At 70.4% G+C, this 23,075-nt stretch carries 21 protein-coding genes; 10 read left to right on the forward strand and 11 right to left on the reverse strand.

What is annotated here, in order from left to right:
- Nucleotides 1-140: 140 nt before the first annotated feature.
- The 4 genes from EER30_RS41460 to EER30_RS41475 form a co-directional block, all read right to left on the reverse strand.
- Entirely contained in the window at nucleotides 141-779 is a 639-nt protein-coding gene (locus tag EER30_RS41460) for an NADPH-dependent F420 reductase (RefSeq protein WP_127507457.1), read from the reverse strand.
- Between the two features lie 248 nt (nucleotides 780-1,027).
- Nucleotides 1,028-1,282 (reverse strand): hypothetical protein, encoded by a 255-nt coding sequence (locus EER30_RS41465; RefSeq protein WP_127507459.1) that lies wholly within the window; start codon nucleotides 1,280-1,282, stop codon nucleotides 1,028-1,030.
- Nucleotides 1,283-1,341: 59 nt separating this feature from the next.
- Nucleotides 1,342-1,824 carry a YfbM family protein gene (locus EER30_RS41470; protein ID WP_164842682.1) on the reverse strand — a complete coding sequence of 161 codons (483 nt, stop codon included), beginning with the start codon at nucleotides 1,822-1,824 and terminating at the stop codon, nucleotides 1,342-1,344.
- Between the two features lie 314 nt (nucleotides 1,825-2,138).
- Nucleotides 2,139-3,146: a LacI family DNA-binding transcriptional regulator gene (locus EER30_RS41475; protein ID WP_127507462.1), complete on the reverse strand. Its 1,008-nt coding sequence runs from the start codon at nucleotides 3,144-3,146 to the stop codon at nucleotides 2,139-2,141.
- A gap of 125 nt (nucleotides 3,147-3,271) precedes the next feature.
- Here EER30_RS41475 and EER30_RS41480 point away from each other — a divergent pair, with 125 nt between their 5' ends.
- The 4 genes from EER30_RS41480 to EER30_RS41495 are packed head-to-tail and all read left to right on the forward strand — an operon-like array spanning nucleotide 3,272 to nucleotide 7,045.
- Nucleotides 3,272-4,429, forward strand: a complete 1,158-nt coding sequence (locus EER30_RS41480) for a Gfo/Idh/MocA family protein (RefSeq protein WP_432417596.1) — start codon at nucleotides 3,272-3,274, stop codon at nucleotides 4,427-4,429.
- Nucleotides 4,426-5,526: a DUF993 family protein gene (locus tag EER30_RS41485; protein ID WP_127507464.1), complete on the forward strand. Its 1,101-nt coding sequence runs from the start codon at nucleotides 4,426-4,428 to the stop codon at nucleotides 5,524-5,526. Before EER30_RS41480 ends, EER30_RS41485 begins: the two co-directional genes overlap by 4 nt.
- Nucleotides 5,523-6,326 (forward strand): sugar phosphate isomerase/epimerase family protein, encoded by an 804-nt coding sequence (locus EER30_RS41490; protein ID WP_127507466.1) that lies wholly within the window; start codon nucleotides 5,523-5,525, stop codon nucleotides 6,324-6,326. The genes EER30_RS41485 and EER30_RS41490 overlap by 4 nt, the downstream gene beginning before the upstream one ends.
- Nucleotides 6,323-7,045, forward strand: coding sequence for a DUF6807 domain-containing protein (locus EER30_RS41495; protein WP_127507468.1), 723 nt, complete (start codon nucleotides 6,323-6,325; stop codon nucleotides 7,043-7,045). The genes EER30_RS41490 and EER30_RS41495 overlap by 4 nt, the downstream gene beginning before the upstream one ends.
- Here the strand turns inward: EER30_RS41495 and EER30_RS41500 are convergent.
- The gene (locus EER30_RS41500) at nucleotides 7,027-7,698 is read right to left on the reverse strand and encodes a PilZ domain-containing protein (RefSeq protein ID WP_127507470.1); all 672 of its coding nucleotides are present in this window, start codon (nucleotides 7,696-7,698) and stop codon (nucleotides 7,027-7,029) included. The two genes, EER30_RS41495 and EER30_RS41500, sit on opposite strands and share 19 nt — an antisense overlap.
- Before the next feature lie 102 nt (nucleotides 7,699-7,800).
- Nucleotides 7,801-8,664: an endonuclease/exonuclease/phosphatase family protein gene (locus EER30_RS41505; RefSeq protein WP_127507472.1), complete on the reverse strand. Its 864-nt coding sequence runs from the start codon at nucleotides 8,662-8,664 to the stop codon at nucleotides 7,801-7,803.
- 91 nt (nucleotides 8,665-8,755) lie between these two features.
- Here EER30_RS41505 and EER30_RS41510 point away from each other — a divergent pair, with 91 nt between their 5' ends.
- Together EER30_RS41510 and EER30_RS41515 are read left to right on the forward strand one after the other, a co-directional pair.
- Entirely contained in the window at nucleotides 8,756-10,648 is a 1,893-nt protein-coding gene (locus EER30_RS41510) for a S41 family peptidase (RefSeq protein WP_164842683.1), read from the forward strand.
- A 53-nt stretch (nucleotides 10,649-10,701) separates the two neighbouring features.
- Nucleotides 10,702-11,931, forward strand: coding sequence for an MFS transporter (locus tag EER30_RS41515; protein ID WP_164842684.1), 1,230 nt, complete (start codon nucleotides 10,702-10,704; stop codon nucleotides 11,929-11,931).
- 91 nt (nucleotides 11,932-12,022) lie between these two features.
- Here EER30_RS41515 and EER30_RS41520 read toward each other — a convergent pair whose 3' ends face one another.
- From EER30_RS41520 to EER30_RS41540, 5 genes are all read right to left on the reverse strand, one after another.
- Complete coding sequence (locus EER30_RS41520; RefSeq protein ID WP_127507478.1) at nucleotides 12,023-13,165, reverse strand: Gfo/Idh/MocA family protein; 1,143 nt, start codon at nucleotides 13,163-13,165, stop codon at nucleotides 12,023-12,025.
- Between the two features lie 136 nt (nucleotides 13,166-13,301).
- Nucleotides 13,302-14,753 carry a mannitol dehydrogenase family protein gene (locus tag EER30_RS41525; protein WP_127507480.1) on the reverse strand — a complete coding sequence of 484 codons (1,452 nt, stop codon included), beginning with the start codon at nucleotides 14,751-14,753 and terminating at the stop codon, nucleotides 13,302-13,304.
- The gene (locus tag EER30_RS41530; protein ID WP_127507482.1) at nucleotides 14,744-16,030 is read right to left on the reverse strand and encodes an enolase C-terminal domain-like protein; all 1,287 of its coding nucleotides are present in this window, start codon (nucleotides 16,028-16,030) and stop codon (nucleotides 14,744-14,746) included. The genes EER30_RS41525 and EER30_RS41530 overlap by 10 nt, the downstream gene beginning before the upstream one ends.
- Nucleotides 16,027-17,424 (reverse strand): glucuronate isomerase, encoded by a 1,398-nt coding sequence (uxaC, locus tag EER30_RS41535; RefSeq protein WP_240670648.1) that lies wholly within the window; start codon nucleotides 17,422-17,424, stop codon nucleotides 16,027-16,029. Before uxaC ends, EER30_RS41530 begins: the two co-directional genes overlap by 4 nt.
- Entirely contained in the window at nucleotides 17,424-18,707 is a 1,284-nt protein-coding gene (locus EER30_RS41540) for a Gfo/Idh/MocA family protein (protein ID WP_127507486.1), read from the reverse strand. The genes uxaC and EER30_RS41540 overlap by 1 nt, the downstream gene beginning before the upstream one ends.
- A gap of 212 nt (nucleotides 18,708-18,919) precedes the next feature.
- On the opposite strand from EER30_RS41540, the gene EER30_RS41545 reads away from it, so the two are divergent.
- From EER30_RS41545 to EER30_RS41560, 4 genes are all read left to right on the forward strand, one after another.
- The gene (locus EER30_RS41545; protein ID WP_127507488.1) at nucleotides 18,920-19,954 is read left to right on the forward strand and encodes a LacI family DNA-binding transcriptional regulator; all 1,035 of its coding nucleotides are present in this window, start codon (nucleotides 18,920-18,922) and stop codon (nucleotides 19,952-19,954) included.
- 12 nt (nucleotides 19,955-19,966) lie between these two features.
- Entirely contained in the window at nucleotides 19,967-21,289 is a 1,323-nt protein-coding gene (locus tag EER30_RS41550) for an ABC transporter substrate-binding protein (protein ID WP_127507490.1), read from the forward strand.
- 80 nt (nucleotides 21,290-21,369) lie between these two features.
- Nucleotides 21,370-22,251, forward strand: coding sequence for a carbohydrate ABC transporter permease (locus EER30_RS41555; RefSeq protein WP_240670652.1), 882 nt, complete (start codon nucleotides 21,370-21,372; stop codon nucleotides 22,249-22,251).
- Nucleotides 22,251-23,075, forward strand: a complete 825-nt coding sequence (locus tag EER30_RS41560) for a carbohydrate ABC transporter permease (RefSeq protein ID WP_127507494.1) — start codon at nucleotides 22,251-22,253, stop codon at nucleotides 23,073-23,075. The genes EER30_RS41555 and EER30_RS41560 overlap by 1 nt, the downstream gene beginning before the upstream one ends.

Raw genomic sequence — 23,075 nt, forward strand, 5'->3', positions numbered from 1 at the left:
ACCACCCAAAATCCCCACCCCCGGATGGCTCCAAGCCCAACTCCTCACCCACCTCAAAGTCGACCCCACCCGACCCCGCTGGCTATAACGGCAGTCCAACACCATGTGCGAAGTCCAGGTCTAGTCACGTAAAGGGTGAGTCATCGACCCCGCAGATCACCGTGCGGGGTCGTCATCAACGCCTCGGCCAGCGCGTCCTTGGCGTGGAAGACGTCGACCTCGGTCTGCTGCAGCGGCCCGCCGGTCTCGGTCAGCCAGGCCGCCTCGACGCCGCCGGCGTAGTACGGAGCGAACCCCATGTCCCGGATCACCATCGACGCCGCCCGCCGCGCGTCGCTGAGATCGGTGCAGACGAACTCGGCCAGCAACGGATCATGCCCGCGCCGCCGCTGCAGCACGTCGGTCGAGAGTGTGTTCAGCGCCTTGGCCCAGTGCGCCCGCGGCGCCATCCGCAGCAGCATCTCGAAGCCGCTCGGCGCCCCCATCAGATCGGTCCCGGTCGGATTCGTCGCATCGATCACGATTTTCCCGTCGAGCGTCGTCCCGGCCAGCTCGATCGCCTCCGGCGCCGTCTCCCAGTTGGGCGCGAACAGCACCACATCGGCGAACGTCACCGCCTCGGGCACCGGCATCGCCGCCCCGTGCCCACCGAGATGATCGACCACATTCCCCAGCCGCTCCGGATGCCGCGAGGCGACCGCCACGTCATGGCCGCTTTCCGCACACCACTCGGCGAGCGTCGCGCCGAGCTCTCCTGCCCCGATCACCCCGATGTGCATGATCCCAGCGTGCCGCCTGCCGTCCCCCGGCGAGTACAGAACGAATAATTTACACAACCCCCGAAAATCGCATAAATACGGGATTCTCCAACGTGTGCTGCCCAGCAGTCCCGCTCAGTGGGTGGTCACCCTCCGCACGCCGCCATCCGGGCGGGCCCGGCCCCACAGCCACAACAAGCGACTCTCTCCACACGAGCACCGCCCTTCTCGGCTGTGGACGACCCGTCAGCCCGTGGCCGGCGGCTGGTTCAGCGCGGGCGGCAGTCGACCGTCCGCAGAATCGCGCCCGAATCAACGTCCACGACGACCGCCTGCCGGCTGTAGGGGCTCGTACCGGCCTGGGCAACGGCGTGGGGTTCACAGAACGCCCGCGGGCCGGCGGGCTCCCCCGGAACGCTCAGGACAAGCACCCCGACCGCGAACACCAGCGGAAGACGAGAAATCCGCGGGCGAATCCGGCTCGGCCCGTCCCGGTCGTGAAAGTCGAGGTCAATCGTGGGCACGTCGTTTCCTCGCCGTAGTAGGTCTCGACCGTGGAGCAGGTGGTGACACCCGCTCACGCTCAGGTGGCGGTGAAGATCACGGCGCGCCCGGCGGCCACGGCCTCCTCGAAAAAGACGCGAACGTCGACGAAGTTCGTCCAGGTGTAGCCGAAGTCCTCGTCGTCGAGAGCGCCGTCGTAGTCGGGGTCCGCAATGGCGTCGAAGCGTTCGCGGAGCCAGCCCTGGGTGATCGGCCGCAGGGCGTTCGACACCTCGACGACCTCGGCTGCCGTGATGTGGACGACGTAGTAGTCGTCGTGCAGGTGCCGGCCGCCGAGCACGGCGAGGGACAGCGGGAACTCGCCGGCATCAGGGTCGAGGGTTCCGTCGGTCAGGCAGCGGTGGATGGCGTCCCACGCTTTGTCAGTGTCGACCTTCAACCGGTCGTCACTCCAGCTCTCCTCGAGCTCCTCGAGGAGCATGCCGACGTCGTCGTTGTCGTCCTCGGCCGCGAGGAGCGAGCGCTCCTGATCGGCCGTGACAGCGAAATGAACCCCCAACACGCCGCTGATCATATGAGGCCGGCGCCAGAGAGGGTCTCGCCGTGGAGCTTTCGCCGTTGAGCTCCGGCGCCGAAGCGTTCGCGGGCCGGCGGCCGTTTCGTGTGGCTGTTGCTGGGTTTGTCCGCCTCCAGGCCGCCCGGGAAGGTTGCGCGACCCGGTGACCGGTCGTTCGGGCCGGATGCCTGTGCCGAGTATGCGCGGACAGCTATCGACCCCGAAGTCTCTCCAGACGGCGGCGGTCCCCATGTCGTTCCGCGGGGAACCGGGGCCGTTCCGGTGTTGAATGCGGGGAGCGAGCCGCGCCGCGGGTCTTGTCAGGTGGCGGGCTTCAGGGGCCACGTGCTGTCGCGGATCACCAGTTCGGCGGGGATGTGTTCGGTGCGTGGGGGTGCGTTGGGCGGAGGCGGGTTCAGGGCCAGTTCCATCGCGCGCTCGCCCAGCTCGGTCAACGGCAGCCGCACGGATGTCAGGGCGGGGGTCACGTCGCGGGCGATGGGCATGTCGTCGAAGCCGATGATGCTCAGCCGGCGCCCGGCGGCTCGCATGGCGGCCAGGGCGCCCACGGCCATGGAGTCGTTCAGGGCGGCGATCGCGGTCAGCCCCGGGTCGACGGCCAGCAAATCGGCCGCCGCGGTGGCGCCGCCGTCCCGGGTGAAGTCGGAGTGAACTATGTGGAGTGTGCGGCCGAAGGCGGTGGCGGCCCGTTGCAGGCCGGCCAGGCGGTCGGCGGTGGTGGTCAGGGCGGCGGGGCCGGCGATCACCGCGACCGCCGTGTGGCCGAGCTCGAACAGGTGGGCGCCGGCCAGGTAGCCGCCCTCCTCGTTGGCCGGCACCACGGCGTCGGAGCTGTGGTGGTGGCGGCCGATCACCGCGATGCGGCCGCCGGTGGCTTCGAAGGCGAGCATGCGGTCGTGCAGTTCGGTTTCGGCGTCGGAGGACAGGTAGCCGGAGCCGGCGACGACGATCGCGGCGACCTGGTGGGCGTGCAGCAGGTCGATGTATTCGAGTTCGCGTGCCGGCTCGCGGAACGTGTTGCAGATGATGACCAGCCGGCCGTGGGCGGTCGCGACGCGTTGCAGGCCGCGGGTGATCTCGGCGAAGTAGGGGTCGGAGACGTCGTGGACCAGCACGCCGACGGCGTTGCGGTTGTTGCGGGCCAGCATCTGGGCGTGCGCGTTCGGCACGTAGCGCAGTTCGGCGACCGCGGCCAGCACCCGGGTGCGCAGCTCTTCGGTGACCGGTTTCGGGCTGCCGTTGATGATGCGCGAGGCGGTCGCCGTGGACACCCCGGCGCGGCGCGCCACGTCGGCCAAGGTAGCCACGCCCACCCCCGCACTTTCAAACGTAGGAAAGGAGGATACCGCCGACGGTCTTGCCCGTCCGGCGGCATGCCCCGTACGGTATCAGGAAAGCGCTTACCTAAGGCGAATCCGGAGGCACCCCCGGCATGGATCTGGACAGAAAACCTCTCGGCATCATCCTCAACGGTGTCACCGGCCGGATGGGCCTGCGCCAGCATCTGATCCGCTCGATCCTCGCCATCCGCGAGGACGGCGGCCTTCCCCTGCGCGACGGCACCGTCCTGTGGCCCGAGCCGGTGCTGGTCGGCCGCAGCGAGAGCAAGCTGCGCGCCCTCGCCGAGCGCCACGGCCTCACCGACTGGACCACCGACCTCACCGCCGCGCTCGCCCGCCCCGACGTGCAGGTCTACTTCGACGCCCAGGTCACCTCGGCCCGGGTCAAGGCGTTGCGGGCCGCCATCGAGGCCGGCAAGCACATCTACACCGAGAAGCCGGTCGCCGAGAGCCTCACCGAGGCGGTCGAGCTCGCGCGGGAGGCGGACGCGGCCGGCGTCAAGCACGGTGTCGTCCAGGACAAACTGTTCCTGCCCGGCCTGCAGAAACTCCACCGGTTGGTGCGTGGCGGATTCTTCGGGCGCGTGTTGTCCGTACGCGGGGAATTCGGTTACTGGGTTTTCGAGGGGGACTGGCAGGGGGCGCAGCGTCCGTCGTGGAACTATCGCGCGGCCGACGGCGGTGGCATCACGCTCGACATGTTCCCGCACTGGCACTACGTGCTCGAGCAGATCTTCGGCCCGGTGCGTTCGGTGACCGCGCGCAGCGTCACCCACATCGACCGCCGCTGGGACGAGGACGGCGAGCCCTACGACGCGACCGCCGACGACGCCACGTACGGATGGTTCGAGATCGACGGCGGCATCATCGCGCAGATCAACTCGAGCTGGGCCGTGCGGGTGAATCGTGACGAGCTGGTCGAGTTCCAGGTCGACGGCACGCACGGCAGCGCGGTCGCCGGTCTGCACCACTGCCGCATCCAGCCGCGCGCCGCCACCCCGAAGCCGGTCTGGGATCCCGACGTGCCGACCGCGCAGCGCTTCCGCGAGCAGTGGCAGGAGGTGCCCGACAACGAGGTCTTCGTCAACGGCTTCCGCGCCCAGTGGGAGCAGTTCCTGCGCTACGTCGCCGAGGACGGCCCCTACACCGGCGACCTGTGGGCCGGCGCCCGCGGTGTGCAGGTGGCCGAGCTCGGTTTGCGGTCGTCGCAGGAGGGGCGCCGCCTGGAGCTCCCGGAGCTGGAGCGATGAACTTCAGCGGCAACGGCGCGCAATTCGTGGCCGGGGGGAAACCGTTCCAGAGCCGCATCGCGTACGCCGCCGCGCCTGTCACGGCCGACGCGGAGGCCGAGAACATCCCGGGCGCCCCGGCCGCGCTCGACTGGGACACGACGTTGCGCTTCCGGCATCACCTGTGGTCGCACGGCTTCGGGGTCGCCGAGGCGATGGACACCGCGCAGCGCGGCGCGGGCCTCGACTATCCGGCCACCCGCGAGCTGATCCGGCGCAGCGCGACCGAGGCGCGAGCGGTCGGCGGCGCGATCGTCGCGGGCGTCGGCACTGACCAGCTGCCGCCGGGCCCGGCGACGATCGACGAGATCACCAAGGCGTACGTGGAACAGCTTTCCGACGTCCGTGATGCCGGCGCGACCCCGGTGCTGATGTGCAGCCGTCACCTGGCCGCGGCGGCCCGCGACGCCGACGACTACAAGCGCGTCTACGGCGAGTTGCTGTCGCAGTCCGACAAACCGGTCTTGCTGCACTGGCTCGGCGAGGCGTTCGATCCGGCGCTCGCGGGCTACTGGGGGAACCGCGAGGCCGTCCTCGAGATCATCGCTGCGCACCGGGAGCGGGTCGACGGCATCAAGCTGTCGTTGCTCGACGCCGACTACGAGGTCGAGCTGCGCCGCCGGCTGCCTGCCGGCGTACGGATGTATACCGGGGACGATTTCAACTATCCGTCGTTGATACTCGGTGACGAGCAGGGACACTCGGACGCTCTGCTCGGGGTGCTGGCCGTCATCGCGCCGCCGGCCGCGGCGGCGTTGCGGGCGCTCGACGAGGGCGACGTGGTGTCGTACGAAAGGATTCTCGGCCCGACGCTGCCGCTGGCTCGGCACCTGTTCGCGGCGCCGACCTACCACTACAAGACCGGCATCGTGTTCCTGAACTGGCTCGCCGGGCATCAGGACCACTTCACGATGGTCAACGGCGCGCAGTCGGGCCGTTCGCCACGCCACCTGCTGACCCTCATGCGGCTGGCCGACGAGGCAGGGCTGCTGCCGGACGCCTCCCTGGCCGAGCACCGCGCGAACGCGTGGCTGACGACGGTGGGGATGGACCGATGAGGGGCTTCTCGCTCAACCAGGCCACGACCAAGCACTGGCCGCTCGACGACCTGGTGGCCGGCTGCGTCGACGCCGGGGTGACGGCCGTGGGGCTGTGGCGCGAGGAGGTGACCGACTACGGCACCGAGAAGGCGGGTTCCCTCGTACGGGATGCGGGGTTGACGGTCTCGTCGTTGTGCCGGGGTGGCTTTTTCCACGAGGCCGACTGGTACGACGAGAACCGCCGGGCGATCGAGCAGGCGGCCGCGCTCGGCACCGACACGCTCGTGCTGGTCAGCGGGGGGCTGCCCGGGAAGAGCCGCGACCTCGACGGCGCCCGGCGTCACGTCGGCGACGCGATCGGCGCTCTCGTGCCCGACGCGCAGGCGGCGGGCGTACGGCTGGCCATCGAGCCGTTGCATCCGATGTTCTGCTCGGATCGCTGCGTCGTGGCCACGCTGGGGCAGGCGCTGGACATCGCGGCGCCCTATCCGGCGTCGGCCGTCGGCGTCGTGATCGACACGTATCACCTGTGGTGGGACGACACGGTGTGGGACGGGATCGCGCGGGCCGGGCGGGAGGGCCGCATCGCGTCGTTCCAGCTGGCCGACTGGATCACCCCGCTCCCCTCCGGCGTGTTGCTGGGCCGGGGGTTGCCGGGGACCGGCTCGGTCGACATGCGCCGATTCGCGCGGGCCGTGCGGGAAGCCGGCTACGACGGTCACGTCGAGGTCGAGGTGTTCCACGAGGAGGTGTGGTCGCGGCCGGGCGCCGAGGTGCTGGCCGAGGCGCTGTCCGGCTACGAGGCCGCGGTCTCGTGACGTCGTTGACGGTAGGCGGCGTCGAGGTCGCGACCTACGTGGTCGACCCGCCGTTGGATGTGCGCCTGGCTCCCCGGCCCTACCTTCATCCCGTACGAACCCTCGCCGGCACGGTCGTGACGGACGAACTCTGCTTCGACCACCCGTGGCACCTCGGGGCCTCGGTCACGCTGGCCGACGTCAACGGGTGGAACTTCTGGGGCGGCCGCACCTACGTGCGCGATCGCGGCTACACGTGGCTCGAGGACCACGGCACGATCCGCCACGTGGGCCCGGAGACGCTGCTCTGGCGCGACGGCGAGGAGAACACAGTCCTGACCGAACGGCGGCGGCTGAGCGCGGCCCCGGCCGGCGGGGGATGGGAGCTGTCGTTCCGATACGCGTTGACGGCCGGGGACTCCGAGGTCGTGCTGGGCAGCCCGGCGACCAATGGGCGTACGGGGGGAGCGGGTTATGGCGGTTTCTTCTGGCGCTGCCCGCCCGGCCGTGCGGTGACGAGTGCCGCGCTGGGAAGCGCCGACCCGTCACTCGCGTTGACCGTCGACGACAGCTACACCCTGACGTTCCGGGGCCTGGCCGGCGACGACCGCTGGTTCGTGCGCACCGACGAGTACATCGGCGTGTGCGCCGCCCTGGCCTACGAGAAGCCGCTGGTCATCCCACCCGGCGACACCCTTTCGCGGCATGTGCGGGTGCTCGTTCAGGACGTCGTCGCCTGACGCCGCTCGCCGGTCTCCCCGGCGATGACGTACCGCTGGATCAGCGTCGCGGTCTCGTGCTCGGCCTCGAAGGTGAGGACGATGTGCTGCCCCGAGTAGGACCGGGGAAGCTCGCGGACCGAGTGGACCAGGGCGTTCAACCGGGCCTCGCCGGTGCCCAGCCGGACGCCGATCCGGACCGGGTCCCCGGCCGTCACCGGCAGCGACCCGTCGTCGATCCAGCAGCGCAGGCCGCCCTCGCTGATGTCGATGAGGGCTGCCTTGGCCGTCGCGCCGTCCCGCTCCGCGTGCAGATCGACCGTGGTGAGCGCCCCGCCCCGGGCGGACCTGCGGCGATCGTCGTGACGGGCGGCCGCCGTGGGCGTGAGCGTCCACCGCCCGGGCGTCTCGCCGGAGATCTCGGTCAGGCGGCAGGGCAGCACGATCCGGCTGCCGGGCACCGCCCAGTAGACGTCGATATCCTCACCAGCCGCGGGGACGGGGCCGTCGGCGGGCGCGGTCACCGTGACCGTGCCGTCGCCGGCGGACACCACCCGGGACGGCCGGCTCTCGCCCGCCACGAGCAGATGGACGGGGCTGTCGACGTCCGGCAGCTTCCTCGCGGCTTCGCGTGCGCTCCCGGAGACTGCTTCCGAACCGGTTGTCTCAATCATGATCGACGTCTGCGTCCTTCATGCCTGGGGGAAAATCTCGACCCCTGCGTCTTCGGCCGGCGACGACCGGACGTGAGGACTTCGGCCGCGCTTTCCCGGCGCTCAGCCGGACCGGGATATCCGGGCGGCGACCGGCAGGTGGTCACTGCCGGTGCGGGGCAGCGACCACAGCGACGTGACGGTCATGCCGTGGGCCAGGATCTGGTCGATGCGGGCCACCGGGGCGCGGGCCGGCCAGCTGAAAGCGAACGCGTCGGCCGTGCTCAGCCGTTGTGTGATCGGGCGCAGGCCACGGTCTTCGACCGTGCCGTTGAGGTCGCCGAGCAGCAGCACCCGGTCGAGCGGTTCGGCGTCCAGCGCGGCGCCGAGCCGGGTCGCGCTCTCGTTGCGCGGGTCAGTTCCCAGACCGGTCAGACCCAGGCGTACGGAGGGCAGGTGCGCGACGTAAACCGCGATGTCACCGTGCGGCGAGCGGGCCACGGCGCGCAGCCCTCGGTTCCAGTCGGCGCCGAACTCGCGCGGCCGGATGTCGACGGGGCGGTCGTCGGCCAGCGGGTAGCGCGACCACAACGCCACGGTGCCGTGCCGGGCTCGATGGGGATATCCGGGTCCGAACGCGGTGTCGTACGCGGGAAGGGTCTCGGGGAGGACCTCGCAGAGCGCCACCAGATCGGGTGACACGCGCAGAAGCTCGCGGACGGTGCCGGGGATGTCGGGGTTCTCGTCGCTGGCGTTGTGCTGGACGGCGATCAGGTCGTCACGGCCGTCGCCGGGCAGCAGCGCCGGGCCGAACAGGACGAGCCAGGTGACCAGCGGCAGGAGCAGGGACAACGCGGTCCATCGGCGCCAGGACAGCGCGGCCAGCAGCGGGATGCCGAGCCCCAGCCACGGCAGGACCGTTGCCACGAGACTGCCACAGGGGACGATCAACAGGGCGGTGATCAGAACCGCGGCGACGACGACCATTTCGTGGATCTTCGCAGGGCCGGGCAACCCGTTCGATGGGTCCTTGATCAGACAGGAACGATCGCCTGCTCACGGCCCTACGCTCAGGTTCATGACTCAACCGGTGTCGCTCACCGATTTTCTCGGGACCACGGAGGTCGGCCGGCTCACGCCCGCGCAGCGCCGGCTGATCGTCGAGCAGGCGCTGCTTCTGCTCGAGCAGAACTACGCGCTGCTGCCGTTCAAGGTGGCCCGCTACGGCATCAACCCGTTGCAGCGCCTGCGGTTGCTGGCCCAGCGACTCGGCCGCGACGGCGACCCCGAGCTCGAGTGGGTCATGCACCGCGAACTGCTCGACGTCTTCAACTCGCTGCGCGACCTGCACACGCGCTACACGCTGCCGCGGCCGTTCAACGGCGTCGGCGTGTCGCTGCCGTTCCTGCTCAAGGAGTTCACCGAGGACGGCCGCCGGCGCTACCTGGTCAGCCGCCGCCAGGACAACCAGCCGGAGCTGGACGCCGAGGGCTTCCGCTTCGGCGTCGAGGTGACCCACTGGAACGGTGTGCCGATCGAGCGCGCGATCGAGCGGTTCGCCGAGCGCATGCCCGGCGCCAACCCCGACGCGCGGCACGCCCGGGCACTGCAGATGTTCACCGTACGATCCCTCGCGTTCGCGGCTCCGCCGGACGAGGAATGGATCACCCTCGGCTTCCTGGACGGCCAGGAGCAGGCCCGCGAGGTGCGCCTGGTGTGGACGGCCACGCCGATCGTCACCGCCGTCGCGGCCGAACCGGCCGACACCCCGATCGGGGTCGACGTCGAGGGCGCCCAGCTCGCCCAGCTGCGGGCCGAACTGTTCGCGCCCAAGGCGGTCGCGGCCACCGCGCGGACCGGCCGGGTGGCCGCCGCCGGGCCCGACAGTGTCGCGGTCACCGCCGAGCTGGCGACGGTCTTCGAGGCCCGCCGGGTCAGCGTCGGCGGCCGCGTCGTCGGGCACCTGCGCATCCGCACGTTCATGCCGACCGCGAGCGGGGTGGTCGGATTCGTGCGTGAGTTCGCCCGGCTGCTGAGCGTGCTGCCGCCCGACGGGCTCGTGCTCGACGTGCGCGGCAACGGCGGCGGCGCGGTCGTCGCCTCGGAGCTGTGCCTGCAGGCGCTCACCGCCCGCCGGGTCGAACCCGAACCGGCCCAGTTCTCGGCGACCGCGCTCAACCTGCGCCTGTGCCGCACGAACGACAACCTGCAGCCCTGGCTCAAGTCGATGGAGCAGTCGCTCGAGAGCGGCGCGGTCTACACGGCCGGCATCCCGTTCACCGAGAAGGAATGGTTCGCGGCGATCCCGCAGAGCTACTTCGGGCCGGTCGTGCTGCTCACCGACGCCCGCTGCTACTCGGCCACCGACATCTTCGCGGCCGGCTTCCAGGACAACCGCATCGGCCCGGTGCTGGGCACCGACAACAACACCGGTGCGGGCGGCGGCAACGTCTGGCAGATCACCGACCTGATCGGGGCGCTCTCCGGCCAGGCCGACGTGCCGTTCAAGTCGCTGCCGCTGGGCGCGGGCCTGTCGCTGGTGATCCGCCGGGTGCTGCGGGTCGGGGCGAACGCGGGCACGCCGCTGGAGGACTACGGCGTCGTGCCCGACCAGCGCCACCACACCACGCGCCGCGACATCCTGCAGGACGACGCCGACCTGATGACCGCGGCGGCCGGCCTGCTCGACAAGGCCCCACAACGCCGCTTCGACGTCACGCTGTCGGAGGCCGGCGAAGCGCTGACCGCGAGCTTCGGCGTGCTCGGCGTCGACCGCGCCGACATCGAAGTGGACGGCCGTCCACGCCTCAGCGCCGATCTGGGCGGCAACCCGGGCCCGATCGAGGTGGCCGGCGGCGCCCGCGCCCGCGAGGTGCGCGTGCTGGGCTTCGACGACGATGAATTGGTCGCGCTTCGAACTTTCGTTCGCAGGGGCGGTGAGCTGCAACAACTGGAGACCCTAGCCGACTGACCGCGCTGAACGGGGTTGCATCGCATTCGTTGATCATGATGCGATGCGACCCCATGCGGCTCTCTCCGATCCTGCCCCCGGTCGGGCTGGCGCGACGGCTGGCAACCCAGTCCGCGCTGCTCGGCATCGGCGGCGGAACCTACCTCACCGGCAGCGTCGTGTTCTTCACGCTCTACGTCGGACTGACGCCGCTGCAGGTCGGCATCGGGTTCTCGGTCGCCGGGCTCGTCGGCCTGGTCGGCTCCCTGCCGCTCGGTCACCTGGCCGACCGGATCGGCGGACGGCGGGCCTGGGTGCTCGGGGCGCTGGGCGGAGCGGCGGCCTTCGCGACCTATCCGCTGGCCGGCGGGTTCTGGTCGTTCATCGTGCTGATGGTCGTCGAGGCGGCCGCCGACACACTGGCCAACTCCGGACGCATGGTCTACACGGCGGCCGCGGTAGCCAAGGAGGACCGGGTGCGCACGATGGCGTTCGTGCGGGCCTACCTGAACGTCGGCTTCACGATCGGGTCGGGGCTGGGGGCGGCGGCCCTGGCCCTGAACTCGCGGACCGGCCTGCTGGTGCTGGTGCTGGCCAACGCGGCCGGGCTGCTGTTCAACGCGTTCTTCGTCGCGCGGATGCCCGCCGTCGCCGCCGTCGCCGCGCCGGGACCGCGACCCAGTCCGTGGGGTGTGCTGCGCGACCACCCGTACACGGCCCTGGCCGGGCTTTTCGGGGTGCTGTGGCTGCACGGCACGCTCTTCGGCGAGGTGGTGCCGCTGTGGGCGATCACCATGACCGACGCGCCGAAACCGCTGCTGGGGGTGCTGTTCGCGATCAACACGGTGATGGCGGTGGCTTTGCAGGTGCGGGCCACCCGCGGGGCGGACAGCCTGGCCGGGTCGGTGCGGCTGCTGCGGTGGGCGGCCCTGGCCAGCGTCGTGGCGTGCCCCGTGGTGGCGTTGAGCGGGTCGACGCACGGATGGGTCACGATCGGGCTGCTGGCGTTGACGATCGTGCTGCTGACGGCGACCGAGCTGTGGATGTCCGGGGCTCAGTGGTACCTGCAGACCGAGGTTCCGCCGGCTGACCAGCGCGGCGCCTACATGGGAGCGAGCAAGTCGGTCGGCGGCGTGGGCCGGATGGTCGGGCCGGCCGCGCTGACGTTCTTTGCCATCCACACGGGCGGCTGGGGGTGGTGGCTGATCGCGAGCATCTTCGTGGTCGCCGCCGTGGTCGCCGGGCCGATCGTCGCCTGGATCGAGCGGACCCCGCGCAACGGCGCCGTTCCCGTTCCGGTTTAGAGCGGGGTGCGGATATCCGCTTTCTGCGGCGGGGTGCTTCCCAGGCGGGCGGCGGACACGACGCTGTTGGTCGACGCCGCAGGACGAATTGTCAGTTTGCCGGTAGTCGCCGTTTGTCCGGTGTCTGAGCCCACGGCACACCCAGCTCCGACGGCAGCTTCAGCGTGGCCGCCGCCCGGCGCAGCAACGCGTTGATCCCCGGGATCGTGCGATGCGGCCCGTCGATAATCGATTGAACAAGGTGTGGCGTCGGAGCGTCCGGCAGAGTCAGAGCCTCCAGTACGACCGTGAAGTCCTCGGTCGCGTCGAGCGGCACCAGCAACGGCGTGCCGTCGGCGCGGCGCGCGAGCAGGTTCGTCAACAGGTCGGTGCGGCCCTCGACCAGCGCCGGTTCGGGCCGGTCCTCGTCGGGTTCGGTTCGTGCATCGCCGGGCAGGGCGAGCCGATCGGTCGGATATTCGAGCACGGCCCGGCCGGCTGTTCCGCGTGCCTCGATCTCGCCCGCGATGAAGTCCTCGCCGGCGAGCGTCACCGCGATGAGCAGGGGGAGGCCGCTGTCGAACGTGATGCGGGCGAACGCGGTGTCCTCCACCTCGATCGGTCGCACCCGGTAGCGCTCGACCTCGAGCTGCCGGGGCCGCCCGGCGCCGGCGGCCCGGCCCGCGGAAAGGGCCTGCATGACCGCGTGGGCGAGCGGGTTGACCAGCGCGCCGTCGACCACCGGCCGCCCGCCAAGGTGGCGGCGCCCCGCCCAGGAGGACCGGGCGTAATACGCGTCGTCGCGCTTCCACGAGGCCACCGCGGACAGGCCGGTGATCGAAGACGAGGAGGTCAGATAGGCGTGGAAGCGGGACCAGGCGAGCGAGCCGAGGGCCTGGAAGCCGACCTGGCAGGCCCGGCCGGCGGAGGCTACCGCGGCGGCGAGGGTGTGGTGCGCGGCGAGCGAGGTGACCGGCGGTTTTTCGAGCAGCAGGTCGCAGCCGGCGGCCAGCGCGTCGAGCGCGATCGGCAGGTGGGTGTGCGGTGGCGTGCAGATCACCACGACATCGGGGCGGACCGACTTCAGCAGCTCTCGATAATCGATGAACGATGGCACGTCCGGTGCGGGATCGATCGGCTGGACGTCCGCGAGCGCCACCAACTCCGCGATTCCGGCCGCCCGCAGCTCGGCAATGCGCCGCCGATGCCAGCGCCCGTGCCCGTTGGCGCCGATCAACGCCACGCGCGCCGTCACCGCCAATCGCCGATCAGCATCTCTCGCTGCACTCCGCAGCAATCGCTTGTCGACCGGCCGGTTGCGCTTCGCAGGTCGGGAGGAGTGGTGCGGTGGGGTGGGGGCGGGGTTGGGGGCATGTGGCGAGCGGGTGGGGTCATGCGGCGCCGGCCAGGGTTGGTTCGACGCCGTGCTTTTCCAGGGCGGTCAGCCAGTCGATCAGGGTGGTGCGCAGTTCGGGGTCGTCGGCCAGGTCGGGGGTGAAGACGGTGTCGAGGCTCAGCAGGGCGTCGACCACACCTTCGGGGGTCGCGGGGGCGTCGGCCAGGCGGGCGCGGATGCGGTCGGCCAGCGGGTCGTCGAGGGGGAGCGACCGGCCGTCGTCGGTGACGCCCTGCACGTAGCGCATCCAGGCGGCCACCACCAGGGCCGCCCAGCGGGGGACGGCGCCGGCGTCGCGACGGGCTTTGATCGTGTGCAGGACTCGTTGGGGGAGCTTCTGGGAGCCGTCCATCGCTACCTGCACGGTCCGGTGGACGATGGCCGGGTTGGCGAAGCGGGCCAGCGCCTCGTCGCCGTACGCGATGGTGTCGACGCCGGACGGCGGGGTCAGGCCGGGGGTGATGTCCTCGGCGATCAGGCGCCGCAGCACCGCGTGCAGGCCGGGGATCTCGAGCGCGTCGGCGATGGTCGACCGGCCCGCGACCGCGCCGAGGTAGGCGATCGCCGAGTGCACGCCGTTGAGGGCGCGCAACTTCAGCGTCTCCCACGGGCGGGGGTCGTCGGTGAGAACGGCGCCCGCCTGCTCCCACGCCGGCCGGCCGCCGGGGAAGGCGTCCTCGATGATCCACGCGGAGTACGGTTCGGCACCGACTGCGGCCCGGTCCCGTACGCCCAGGGCTGTCGCCGCCGCTGTCAGTAACGCGTCGGTCGTCGCGGGGACGATGCGGTCGACCATCGTGCCGGGGAAGCTCGCGTTGGCGCGCACCCACGGGGCTATCGCGGTGGCCGTCGCGAGCTGGTCGACCAGGCCGCGCAGCCGGTGCCCGTTGGACGGCAGGTTGTCGCAGCTGACCAGGGCGATCGGGCCCGCGTCGGCCCGGCGGCGGGCGCACAGGCCGCGCAGCAGCAGGCCGGGGATCGTACGCGGCGGGCGGTCGGTCTCGAGGTCGGCGCGCAACTCGTCGTCGAGCAGCAGGCGGCCGGTGGCCGGGTCGAGCCGGTACGCCTTCTCGGTCACGGTCAGCGTGACCACGCGGATCGCCGGGTCGGCGAGCCACTTCACGACGGCGTTCGGGTCGGCGGCGGCGAGCAGCTGGCCGGCCGACGAGCCGATCACCCGGGTGCTGCTGCCCGCGGCGGCGAGCGACACGACGCTGAACAGGCCGTCCTGGGCGCGCATCGCGTCGGCGATCTGCGGTGAACGTGGCGCGACGCCGACGATGCCCCAGTCGCCGCCGGCCGCGGCCATCGCGTCCTCGGTGAAGACGGCCTGGTGGGCGCGGTGGAAGGCGCCGAGGCCGAGGTGGACGATCCCCGGGGCGGGAGCGGTGATACGCGGACGCGATTCCGTCGGCACGCGGTCGAGGGTGGCGCGGTTCAGCTCCATGCCGGGCCGTCCGGGAAGGAGAACTCGGCCATCGACGCGGGCCGCAGGTCGGAGCTGTAGCCGGGCCGGGCCGGCAGCAGGTAGCGGCCGTCGCGGGTGCGTACCGGGTCGGTGAAGTGTTCGTGCAGGTGGTCGACGTATTCGATCATGCGGCCCTCCAGCGACGTGCCGACGCGCAGATAATCGAAAATCGATAGGTGCTGAACGAGTTCGCACAGGCCGACCCCGCCGGCGTGCGGGCAGACCGGCACCCCGAACTTGGCGGCCAGCAGCAGTTCGGCCAGCACTTCGGGGATGCCCGCGACCCGGCACGCGTCGACCTGCACGACCCCGATCGCCTCGGCCTGCAGCAACTGTTTGAAGATGACCCGGTTGGCGGCGACCTCGCCGGTCGCGACCCGGATCGGGGCGACCGCCCGCTGGATGCGCGCGTGACCGAGCACGTCGTCGGGATGCGTCGGCTCCTCGATCCAGTAGGGGTCGAACTCGGCCAGCCGGGCCATGTTGGCGATCGCCTCGTCGACGCCCCAGATCTGGTTGGCATCCATCATGAGCAGGGCGTCCGGGCCGATCTCGGCGCGGATGATCGCGGCACGCCGCACGTCGTCCTCGATCGGGCCGCCGACCTTCATCTTCATCGCGCGCCAGCCCTCGGCGTACGCGGCTCTGGTCAGGTCCCGGACTTTCTCGTCGGGATAGCCGAGCCAGCCGACGCTGGTCGTGTACGACGGGAAGCCCTGCTGCTCGATAATCGATAGGCGATCGGCGAGGCCGTCGAGGCCCTTGTCGAGAATCGCGGCGGCTTCCGAAGGAGTGAGAGCGTCGTCGATGTGCCGGAAGTCCACGCAGGCCACGAGTTCGGCGGTGGGCAGCGAGGCGAGCAGTTTCCACATGGGCTTGCCGGCGGCCTTGGCGCGCAGGTCCCACACGGCGTTGACGAGCGCGCCGGTCGCCATGTGCAGCGCGCCCTTCTCGGGCCCGAGCCAACGGAGTTGCGGGTCGGCGGTCAGCGAACGCAGGAAGTCGAGGGGCTCGGCGAACAGGGAGGTGAGCTCCTTGCCGACGACGTGGGGAGCAAGAGCCCGCACGGCCGCGCAGGTGATCTCGTTGCCGCGTCCGTTGGTGAACGTGAATCCGGCCCCGGTCAGCGTGTTGTCGGTGGACAGCTCGACATAGGTCGCCGAGTAGTCGCCGCGGTTGATCGAGTCGGAGCCGTCCCCGGCCGCCGCCGTCGGGAACCGCACATCGTGCACCTGGACACCGGTGATCGTGGTCATGAGCTCAGCCCCTTGTCGAGCTTGAAGATGCGCTTCGGAAGGTGGTAGGCCAGGTCGGCCATCGTCTCCTCGGCCTCGGCGAGCGGCAGGCGGTCCTGTTCGACGAGCGCGGCGAGACAGGACGCGTCGACGCGGCGAGCGATGTCATGGCGTACGGGAATGGAACAGAAGGCGCGCGTGTCGTCGACGAATCCCGCCGTGTTGTAGAAGCCCGCCGCGTCGGTGACCGCCTCGCGGAAGCGGCGCATCGCGTCGGGAGTGTCCAGGAACCACCACGGCGCGCCCAGGAACAGCGCCGGATAGCCACCGGCCAGCGGGGCCAGTTCACGGCTGAACGCGGTCTCGTCCAGCGTGTAGAGCACAACCCGCAGGCGAGAATCCATCCCGTACGCGTCCAGAAGCGGACGCAACGCGTGGACGTAATCGGTTGCCTGCGGGATGTCGCCGCCCACGTCCCGCCCGTGCGCCGCGAGGAGGACGCGGTTGTGGTCGCGGGACGCGCCGGGGTGCAGCTGCAGGACGAGGCCGTCGTCGATCGACATCCGCGCGAACTCGAGGATCATGTGCCCGCGGAACGTCTCCGCGTCGGCCGGCGAGATGTCGCCCCGCAGCGCCCGGTCGTAGAGCCGCGCGGCTTCGGCGGGGGAGAGTGCGACCGTACGGGCCGTCGGGTGCCCATGATCCGACGACGTCGTGCCGGCCTCGATGAACGCCTCCCGGCGGCGGCGCAGGGCGTTCAGATAGCCGGCGTACGTGCCCGTGTCCTCGCCGGCCAGCTCGCCCATCCGCGCCACGTTCGACGCCCAGTCCCCGTGTTCGAGGTCGACCACGTTGTCCGGACGGAAGGTGCTGATCACCCGCCCGAACCAGCCGTCGGCGGCCAGCTTCGCGTGGTGCACCAGCTCGTCGGTCGGCGACTCGGTCGTCGCGAGGACCTCGATGCCGAAGCGCTCGAACAGCGCCCGCGGCCGGAACGCCGGCTCGGCCAGCCGGGCCGCGATCGCGTCGTACACCTCGTCGGCGGTGTCCCGGCTCAGCGGCGTGGAGACCCCGAACACCGTACGGAAGGTCTGTTCGAGCCACAGTCGCGACGGCGTGCCGCGGAACAGATGCCAGTTCGCGGCGAGCAGGCGCCAGATCGTACGGGGGTCGGTCTCGACCGGTCCTCCGTCGCGTCGCGGCACGCCCAGGCGGTCGGGTGGGATGCCCTGGCTGAGCAGCATGCGGGTGACGTAGTGGTCGGGGACGATCAGCAGCCGCGCCGGGTCGGGGAACGGCTGGTCGTCGGCGAGCAGCGCCGGGTCGACGTGGCCGTGCGGGCTGATCAGCGGCAGGTCGCGGGCGACGGCGTAGAGGTCGCGGGCGAGCCCGGTCGTCAGGAGGGGGTCGGGCACTATCTGGTCACCTCATCGGTCGGCACCGGCAGCCCGGTGCGCAGGCTCTCGTTGGCGGCCAGGCCGGTGAGCAGGGCCAGCGCGCCGTCGCGGGCGGTCGCCGAGCGGCGCATCGGGTCGGTCTGCCCGCCCAGCAGCACGGCGGTCATGCGGCGATCGGCGCCACCGTGCCCGGCCCGGTCGACGGGTTGAAGCTCGATCGCGTACGGCGGTGACCAGAACGGGCGGATGGTCAGCGTCACCGATCCCGACTCGGGGCTCGCTCCCTGTTTCACCAGGCCCGCGGCCTGCGGCGAGACGTGGTCGCTCTCGATGACCTCGAGCTCGAGGCGGCCCCGGCTGCCGTTCACCATCAGGCGATAGCCCTCCCAGGGGGCGTACGCGGTGAGGTGGTAGCTCATCGTGGCGCCGGTGTCATACCTGACCAGCACGGCCAGGTCGTCCTCGATGGTGATGCCGGGGGCGAACACGTTGCGGTCGCGGTGATACCCGTCCTCGGCCTCGGCGTCCAGGTAGAGCGCCCGCAGCTTGGGGTCGGCGGCCAGGTCGAGGGCGAACGGGTCGTCGCGGGCGGCGTCGCTTCCGTGCGCCCGGTCGTACTCACGGGCGTACCCGTGCCGCTGCCCTTGATCGCCGTAGAAGAAGAGCCGCCCCGACGCGAAGACCTCGACCGGCGCGGCACTGAGCCACCAGTTGACGAGATCGAAGTGATGACCGGATTTGTGGACGAGGAGACCGCCGCTGTTCGCCTTCTCGCGGTGCCAGCGACGGAAATAGTCGGCACCGTGCCGCACGTCGAGCAGCCACTCGAAGTGCACCGAGCCGATCTCGCCGATCTCGCCCCCGGCCAGCAGGGTGCGCACCACCTCGTGCACGGGGTTGAACCGGTAGTTGAAGGCGACCCGCACACGGCCGCCGGTGCGTTCGGCGGCGTCGAGGATGCGGTCGCTGCTCGCCGCGTCGACCGTCATCGGCTTCTCGGTGATGACGTCGCAGCCGGCCTCGAGGGCGGTGACGATGTGCCCGGCGTGCGTGCTGTCCACGCTGGTCACGATCAGCTCGTCGACCCGTTCGCGGTCGAGCATGGTGGTCAGGTCGGTGGCCCGGTAGGTGGGCACCGGGTTCTTGAGCCAGCCGTTGTGGGTGTCCATGCGGGACTGGTTCACGTCGGCCAGGGCGACCAGTTCGGCGGTGTCGGCGTGGTCCTCGGTGACCGCGCGCAGGAACATCTCGGCTCGCGAGCCGGCGCCGACGAGGGCGATCCGGCGTCTCGTTCTTTCCATGGCAACTCCCGGGGCTCCGGGCGGCAAAGGTTTGCAGCGAAGTTACGCAGATCAATTAGTTGGCGTCAATGACCTGCCCGGTATTGTCCCATTTTGACGGCCTGGGAGTGTGCCTTCGCAATGTTCTCGTAACGGAACGCCATTGACACGAGTGCAACCGCTTGCATTAATGGGCGTCATCGTAGTGACCCGGGACACAAAGGAGGGTGAACGTGGCTGTCACCATTCGCGACGTGGCCCGGGCTTGCGGCGTGCACATCTCCACCGTGTCGCGCACGTTCTCGGCGCCTCACCTGGTGAACCCGAACACGCGCAGCCGCGTCCTGGCCTGCGCCGAGCAGCTCGGCTATCGCCCGAACCGGGCCGCCCGGGCGCTGATCACCGGCCGCACCTACAACATCGGCCTGATCGTCGCCGACATCGCCAACCCGTTCTTCCCGCCGCTGATCAAAGCGGCGGAGGCCCAGGCCCGCAAGCACGACCACCACATCTTCGTCGCCGACACCAACGAGGACGCGGCGCTCGAGGAGGAGGTGGTGCGCGCCCTGGCCAAGCAGGTCGACGGCGTGCTGCTGGTCAGCCCGCGGATGAGCAACGCGCTGATCGAGCAGCTCAGCCGCGAGGTGCCGATGGTCGTGGTCAACCGGCAGGTCGCCGGCATCCCGGCCGTGGTCATGGACGTCGCCCGCGGCGCCCGCACCGCGATCGAGCACCTGACGGCGCTCGGGCATCACCGGCTCGCCCTGGTCGCCGGCCCGCGCGGGTCGTGGACCAGCCGCGAGATCCGGCGCTCGGCGTCGGCGACCGCCCGCACCGCCGGGGCCGAGCTCACCATCATCGGCCCCAACCCGCCGACCGAGGTCGGCGGTCTCACGGTCGCCGAGGACGTGCTGCGAGCCGGCGCCACCGCCGTGCTCGCCTACAACGACCTCATGGCGATCGGGCTCATCGAGGGTCTGCTGGCCGCCGGGGCCGAGGTGCCCCGCGACGTCAGCGTCGTCGGGATCGACGACATCATGCTCAGCCGGCTCACCCGCCCGAAGCTGACCACGGTGGCGACCCCCACCGCCGCCGCCGGTCGGGCGGCCGTCGACATGCTGCTCGCGCATGGCGACGACCGTCGCACCACCGCACACGTCCATCTGCAGACCGAACTGGTCATACGCGACTCGACGGGGCGGGGCCCGGGTCCGCACAGCCCTGCGGACCCGGGCGACGTGAACGCCCCCGGAGGTGTCGCTTCCTGAAGGAGAAGCGTCATGGAGCCCATCACGCGGGGCAACACGCCCGCTCAACGTACTACCCGCCGCCGACTGCTGGCCGCTGCCCTGACCGTGCCCCTTCTGCTCGGCGCCGCCGCGTGCGGTGGTGACGACAAGTCCGGTGGCGCCTCCGACAAGGTCGAACTGTCGGTCTTCTGGTGGGGCGCCGAGAAACGCGCCGAACTGACCGAGCAGGCGCTCGCGCTCTACACGCAGAAGAACCCGAACGTCACGTTCAAGAAGACCTGGCAGGGAAACCAGGGCTACTTCGACAAGCTCGCCACGCTGACGGCCGGTGGCAACGCGCCGGACATCTTCCAGATCGACGACAACTACATCTCCGAGTACGCCGGCCGCGGCGTGACGCTCGACCTCACCCCGTACACGGAAAGCGGCAAGCTCGACGTGAGCAAGTTCCCGGAGAGCCTGCGCAAATACGGCGAGGTCGACGGCAAGCTCGCCGGGGTCGCGATGGGCGAGAACACCCAGGGCCTGGTCTACAACAAGACCCTGCTCGCCAAGCACAACCTGCCCGAGCCGAAGACCGGCATGAGCTGGGACGAGTTCATCACGTGGGCCGCGGGCGTCTCCAAGACCGCCAAGCTTCCCGGTACGCAGGACGCGAGCGCGGTCTACCAGGCGCTCTGGGTCTTCCTGCGGCAGAACGGCAAGGACCTGTACGCCGGCAAGGAGCTCGGCTTCGACGAGGCGGACATGACCAAGTGGTTCACGCTGTGGAAGGACGCCCGCGCCAAGGGGGCCACGCCGACGCCCGACGTCATCCACGAGGGCAACGCCAGCGACGTCAGCAAACAGCTGATCGTCACCGGCAAGGCCGGCACGTCGTGGGTGTGGACCAACCAGATGCCCGAGCTGAAGAAGAACACCGAGGCCGAGCTGGGTCTGATGGCCTACCCGGGTGACCCGAGCGTGCAGTGGGCGCGCGCGTCGCTGTACTTCTCGGCGTTCCGCGGCAGCAAGCACAAGGACACCGCGGTCGACGTGATCAACTTCCTGGCCAACGACCCGGAGGCCGCCAAGATCCTCGGCACCGACCGCGGACTGCCGCCCAACCTCGACATCCGCAAGCAGGTCGCTTCGACCGTGACCGACCCGAACATGAAGCAGACGATCGCGGTGCAGGACGAGCTCGGCGCGAAGTTCGGGCCGAACCCGCCGACCGTGCCGCCCAAAGGCCACAGCAAGGTGCGCTCCGAGCTGGTGCGGGTGGCCGAGGAGGTCGTTTACGGCCGGCAGACCCCGGCGCAAGCGGCTGCCGCCTACGTCGCGGCGGCCAAGGCGGCGATCGGCGCCTCGTGACCGCCTCGACCGTTTTCGCTGAACCCGTCGCCCCCGCCGCCCCGCGGCCGGGGCGGCGGGTCCGCCGGCGCCGGGAGAACCTGGCCGGCTACGTCTTCCTCTCCCCGTGGCTGCTGGGCCTGCTCGGCATCACCGCGGTCCCGATGCTGATCTCGCTCTACCTCAGCTTCACCGACTACAGCCCGCTCATCTCGCTCGGCGACGCCGAGTGGGTCGGCCTCGACAACTACCGCCGCATGTTCACCGCGGACCAGTCCTACTGGCACTCGGTGACCGTGACCATCACGTTCGCGCTGGTCGCCGTGCCGCTGAAACTGGCCGCCGCGCTCGGCGTCGCGATGCTGCTCAACCGCACGATGCGCGGCATCTCGGTCTTCCGGGGCCTGTTCTATCTGCCGTCGCTGCTCGGCGGCAGTGTCGCGCTGGCCATCGTCTGGGTCAGCATGTTCAACCGCGACGGCGCCTTCAACTCGTTCCTCGCCCTCTTCGGCATCGAGGGACTGCCCTGGGTCAGCGACCCCGACTGGGCTCTGTACACGTTGATCCTGCTGGCGATCTGGCAGTTCGGCGCCCCGATGGTGATCTTCCTGGCCGGCCTCAAACAGGTCCCGGTCGAGCTGTACGAGGCGGCGTCGGTCGACGGGGCCAGCGCGTGGCGCAAATTCGTGCACATCACGCTGCCGATGCTGTCGCCGGTCATCTTCTTCAACCTGGTGCTCGAGACGATCAACGGCTTCCAGGGCTTCACGTCCGCCTTCGTGCTCTCCAACGGCACCGGCGGGCCGGTCGACTCCACGCTGATGTACACGCTGAACCTCTACATCAAGGGCTTCAGTGAGCTCGAGATGGGCTACGCGTCGGCGATGGCGTGGGTCTTCCTGATCGTGATCGGCGCGATCACGGTCGTCCTGTTCACGACCGGACGGTTCTGGGTGCACTACTCCGACAACGAGGAGCGGTGATGCGCCTTCGCCTCCTGATCCTGGTGATCATCCTCGCGGTCGTGCTCTACCCGCTGGTGTGGATGGTCGGCACATCGCTCAAGTCGCCGCAGGAGATCGTCAGCAACATCGGGCTGATCCCGCGCGAGTTCACGCCCGGCAACTTCGCCGAGGGCTGGTCCAAGTTCGACGTGAGCTTCGGGCGCTTCTTCCTCAACAGCGCGCTCGTCTCCCTGCTGACCGTGGCGGGCAACACGATCAGTTGCCTCCTGGCCGCGTACGCCCTGGGTCGTCTGCGGTTCCGGCTGCGCGGTGTGTGGTTCGCCGTCATGATCGGCACGCTGCTGCTGCCCGGCCACGTGCTGATCATCCCGCAGTACATCCTGTTCCGCAGCCTCGGCTGGGTCGGCGGGGACTGGCCCTACCTGCCGCTGCTCGTACCGGCGTTCCTCGCCACAGAAGCGTTCTTCGTCTTCCTGATCGTGCAGTTCATGCGCGGCATCCCCCGCGAGCTCGACGAGGCCGCTGTGATCGACGGCGCATCCCCGTACGGGATCTTCAGGCATGTGGTTCTGCCGCTGTCCCGCCCGGCGCTGGTGACGACGGCGATCTTCTCGTTCATCTGGACGTGGAACGACTTCTTCCGGCAGCTCGTGTTCCTGTCGGAGCTGAAGGACTACACGGCTCCGGTGGCGCTGACCCTGTTCATCGACTCGACCAGCGAAAGCGCGGTCGGGCCGATGTTCGCGATGTCGCTGCTGTCGCTGATCCCGGTGTTCCTGTTCTTCGTCGCCTTCCAACGGCTGCTGGTCGAGGGCATCAACACGAGCGGTCTGAAGGGGTGA

The sequence above is a fragment of the Actinoplanes solisilvae genome (assembly GCF_003999975.1).
GTDB lineage: Bacteria > Actinomycetota > Actinomycetes > Mycobacteriales > Micromonosporaceae > Actinoplanes > Actinoplanes solisilvae.

Bases quoted from the DNA above. Each gene is read 5' to 3' on its own strand.
- EER30_RS41460 (WP_127507457.1), bottom strand. From the start codon at position 779: ATGCACATCGGGGTGATCGGGGCAGGAGAGCTCGGCGCGACGCTCGCC.
- EER30_RS41480 (WP_432417596.1), top strand. From the start codon at position 3,272: ATGGATCTGGACAGAAAACCTCTCGGCATCATCCTCAACGGTGTCACC.
- EER30_RS41485 (WP_127507464.1), top strand. From the start codon at position 4,426: ATGAACTTCAGCGGCAACGGCGCGCAATTCGTGGCCGGGGGGAAACCG.
- EER30_RS41490 (WP_127507466.1), top strand. From the start codon at position 5,523: ATGAGGGGCTTCTCGCTCAACCAGGCCACGACCAAGCACTGGCCGCTC.
- EER30_RS41500 (WP_127507470.1), bottom strand. From the start codon at position 7,698: ATGATTGAGACAACCGGTTCGGAAGCAGTCTCCGGGAGCGCACGCGAA.
- EER30_RS41505 (WP_127507472.1), bottom strand. From the start codon at position 8,664: ATGGTCGTCGTCGCCGCGGTTCTGATCACCGCCCTGTTGATCGTCCCC.
- EER30_RS41510 (WP_164842683.1), top strand. From the start codon at position 8,756: ATGACTCAACCGGTGTCGCTCACCGATTTTCTCGGGACCACGGAGGTC.
- EER30_RS41515 (WP_164842684.1), top strand. From the start codon at position 10,702: ATGCGGCTCTCTCCGATCCTGCCCCCGGTCGGGCTGGCGCGACGGCTG.
- EER30_RS41525 (WP_127507480.1), bottom strand. From the start codon at position 14,753: ATGGAGCTGAACCGCGCCACCCTCGACCGCGTGCCGACGGAATCGCGT.
- EER30_RS41530 (WP_127507482.1), bottom strand. From the start codon at position 16,030: ATGACCACGATCACCGGTGTCCAGGTGCACGATGTGCGGTTCCCGACG.
- EER30_RS41540 (WP_127507486.1), bottom strand. From the start codon at position 18,707: ATGGAAAGAACGAGACGCCGGATCGCCCTCGTCGGCGCCGGCTCGCGA.
- EER30_RS41550 (WP_127507490.1), top strand. From the start codon at position 19,967: ATGGAGCCCATCACGCGGGGCAACACGCCCGCTCAACGTACTACCCGC.
- EER30_RS41560 (WP_127507494.1), top strand. From the start codon at position 22,251: ATGCGCCTTCGCCTCCTGATCCTGGTGATCATCCTCGCGGTCGTGCTC.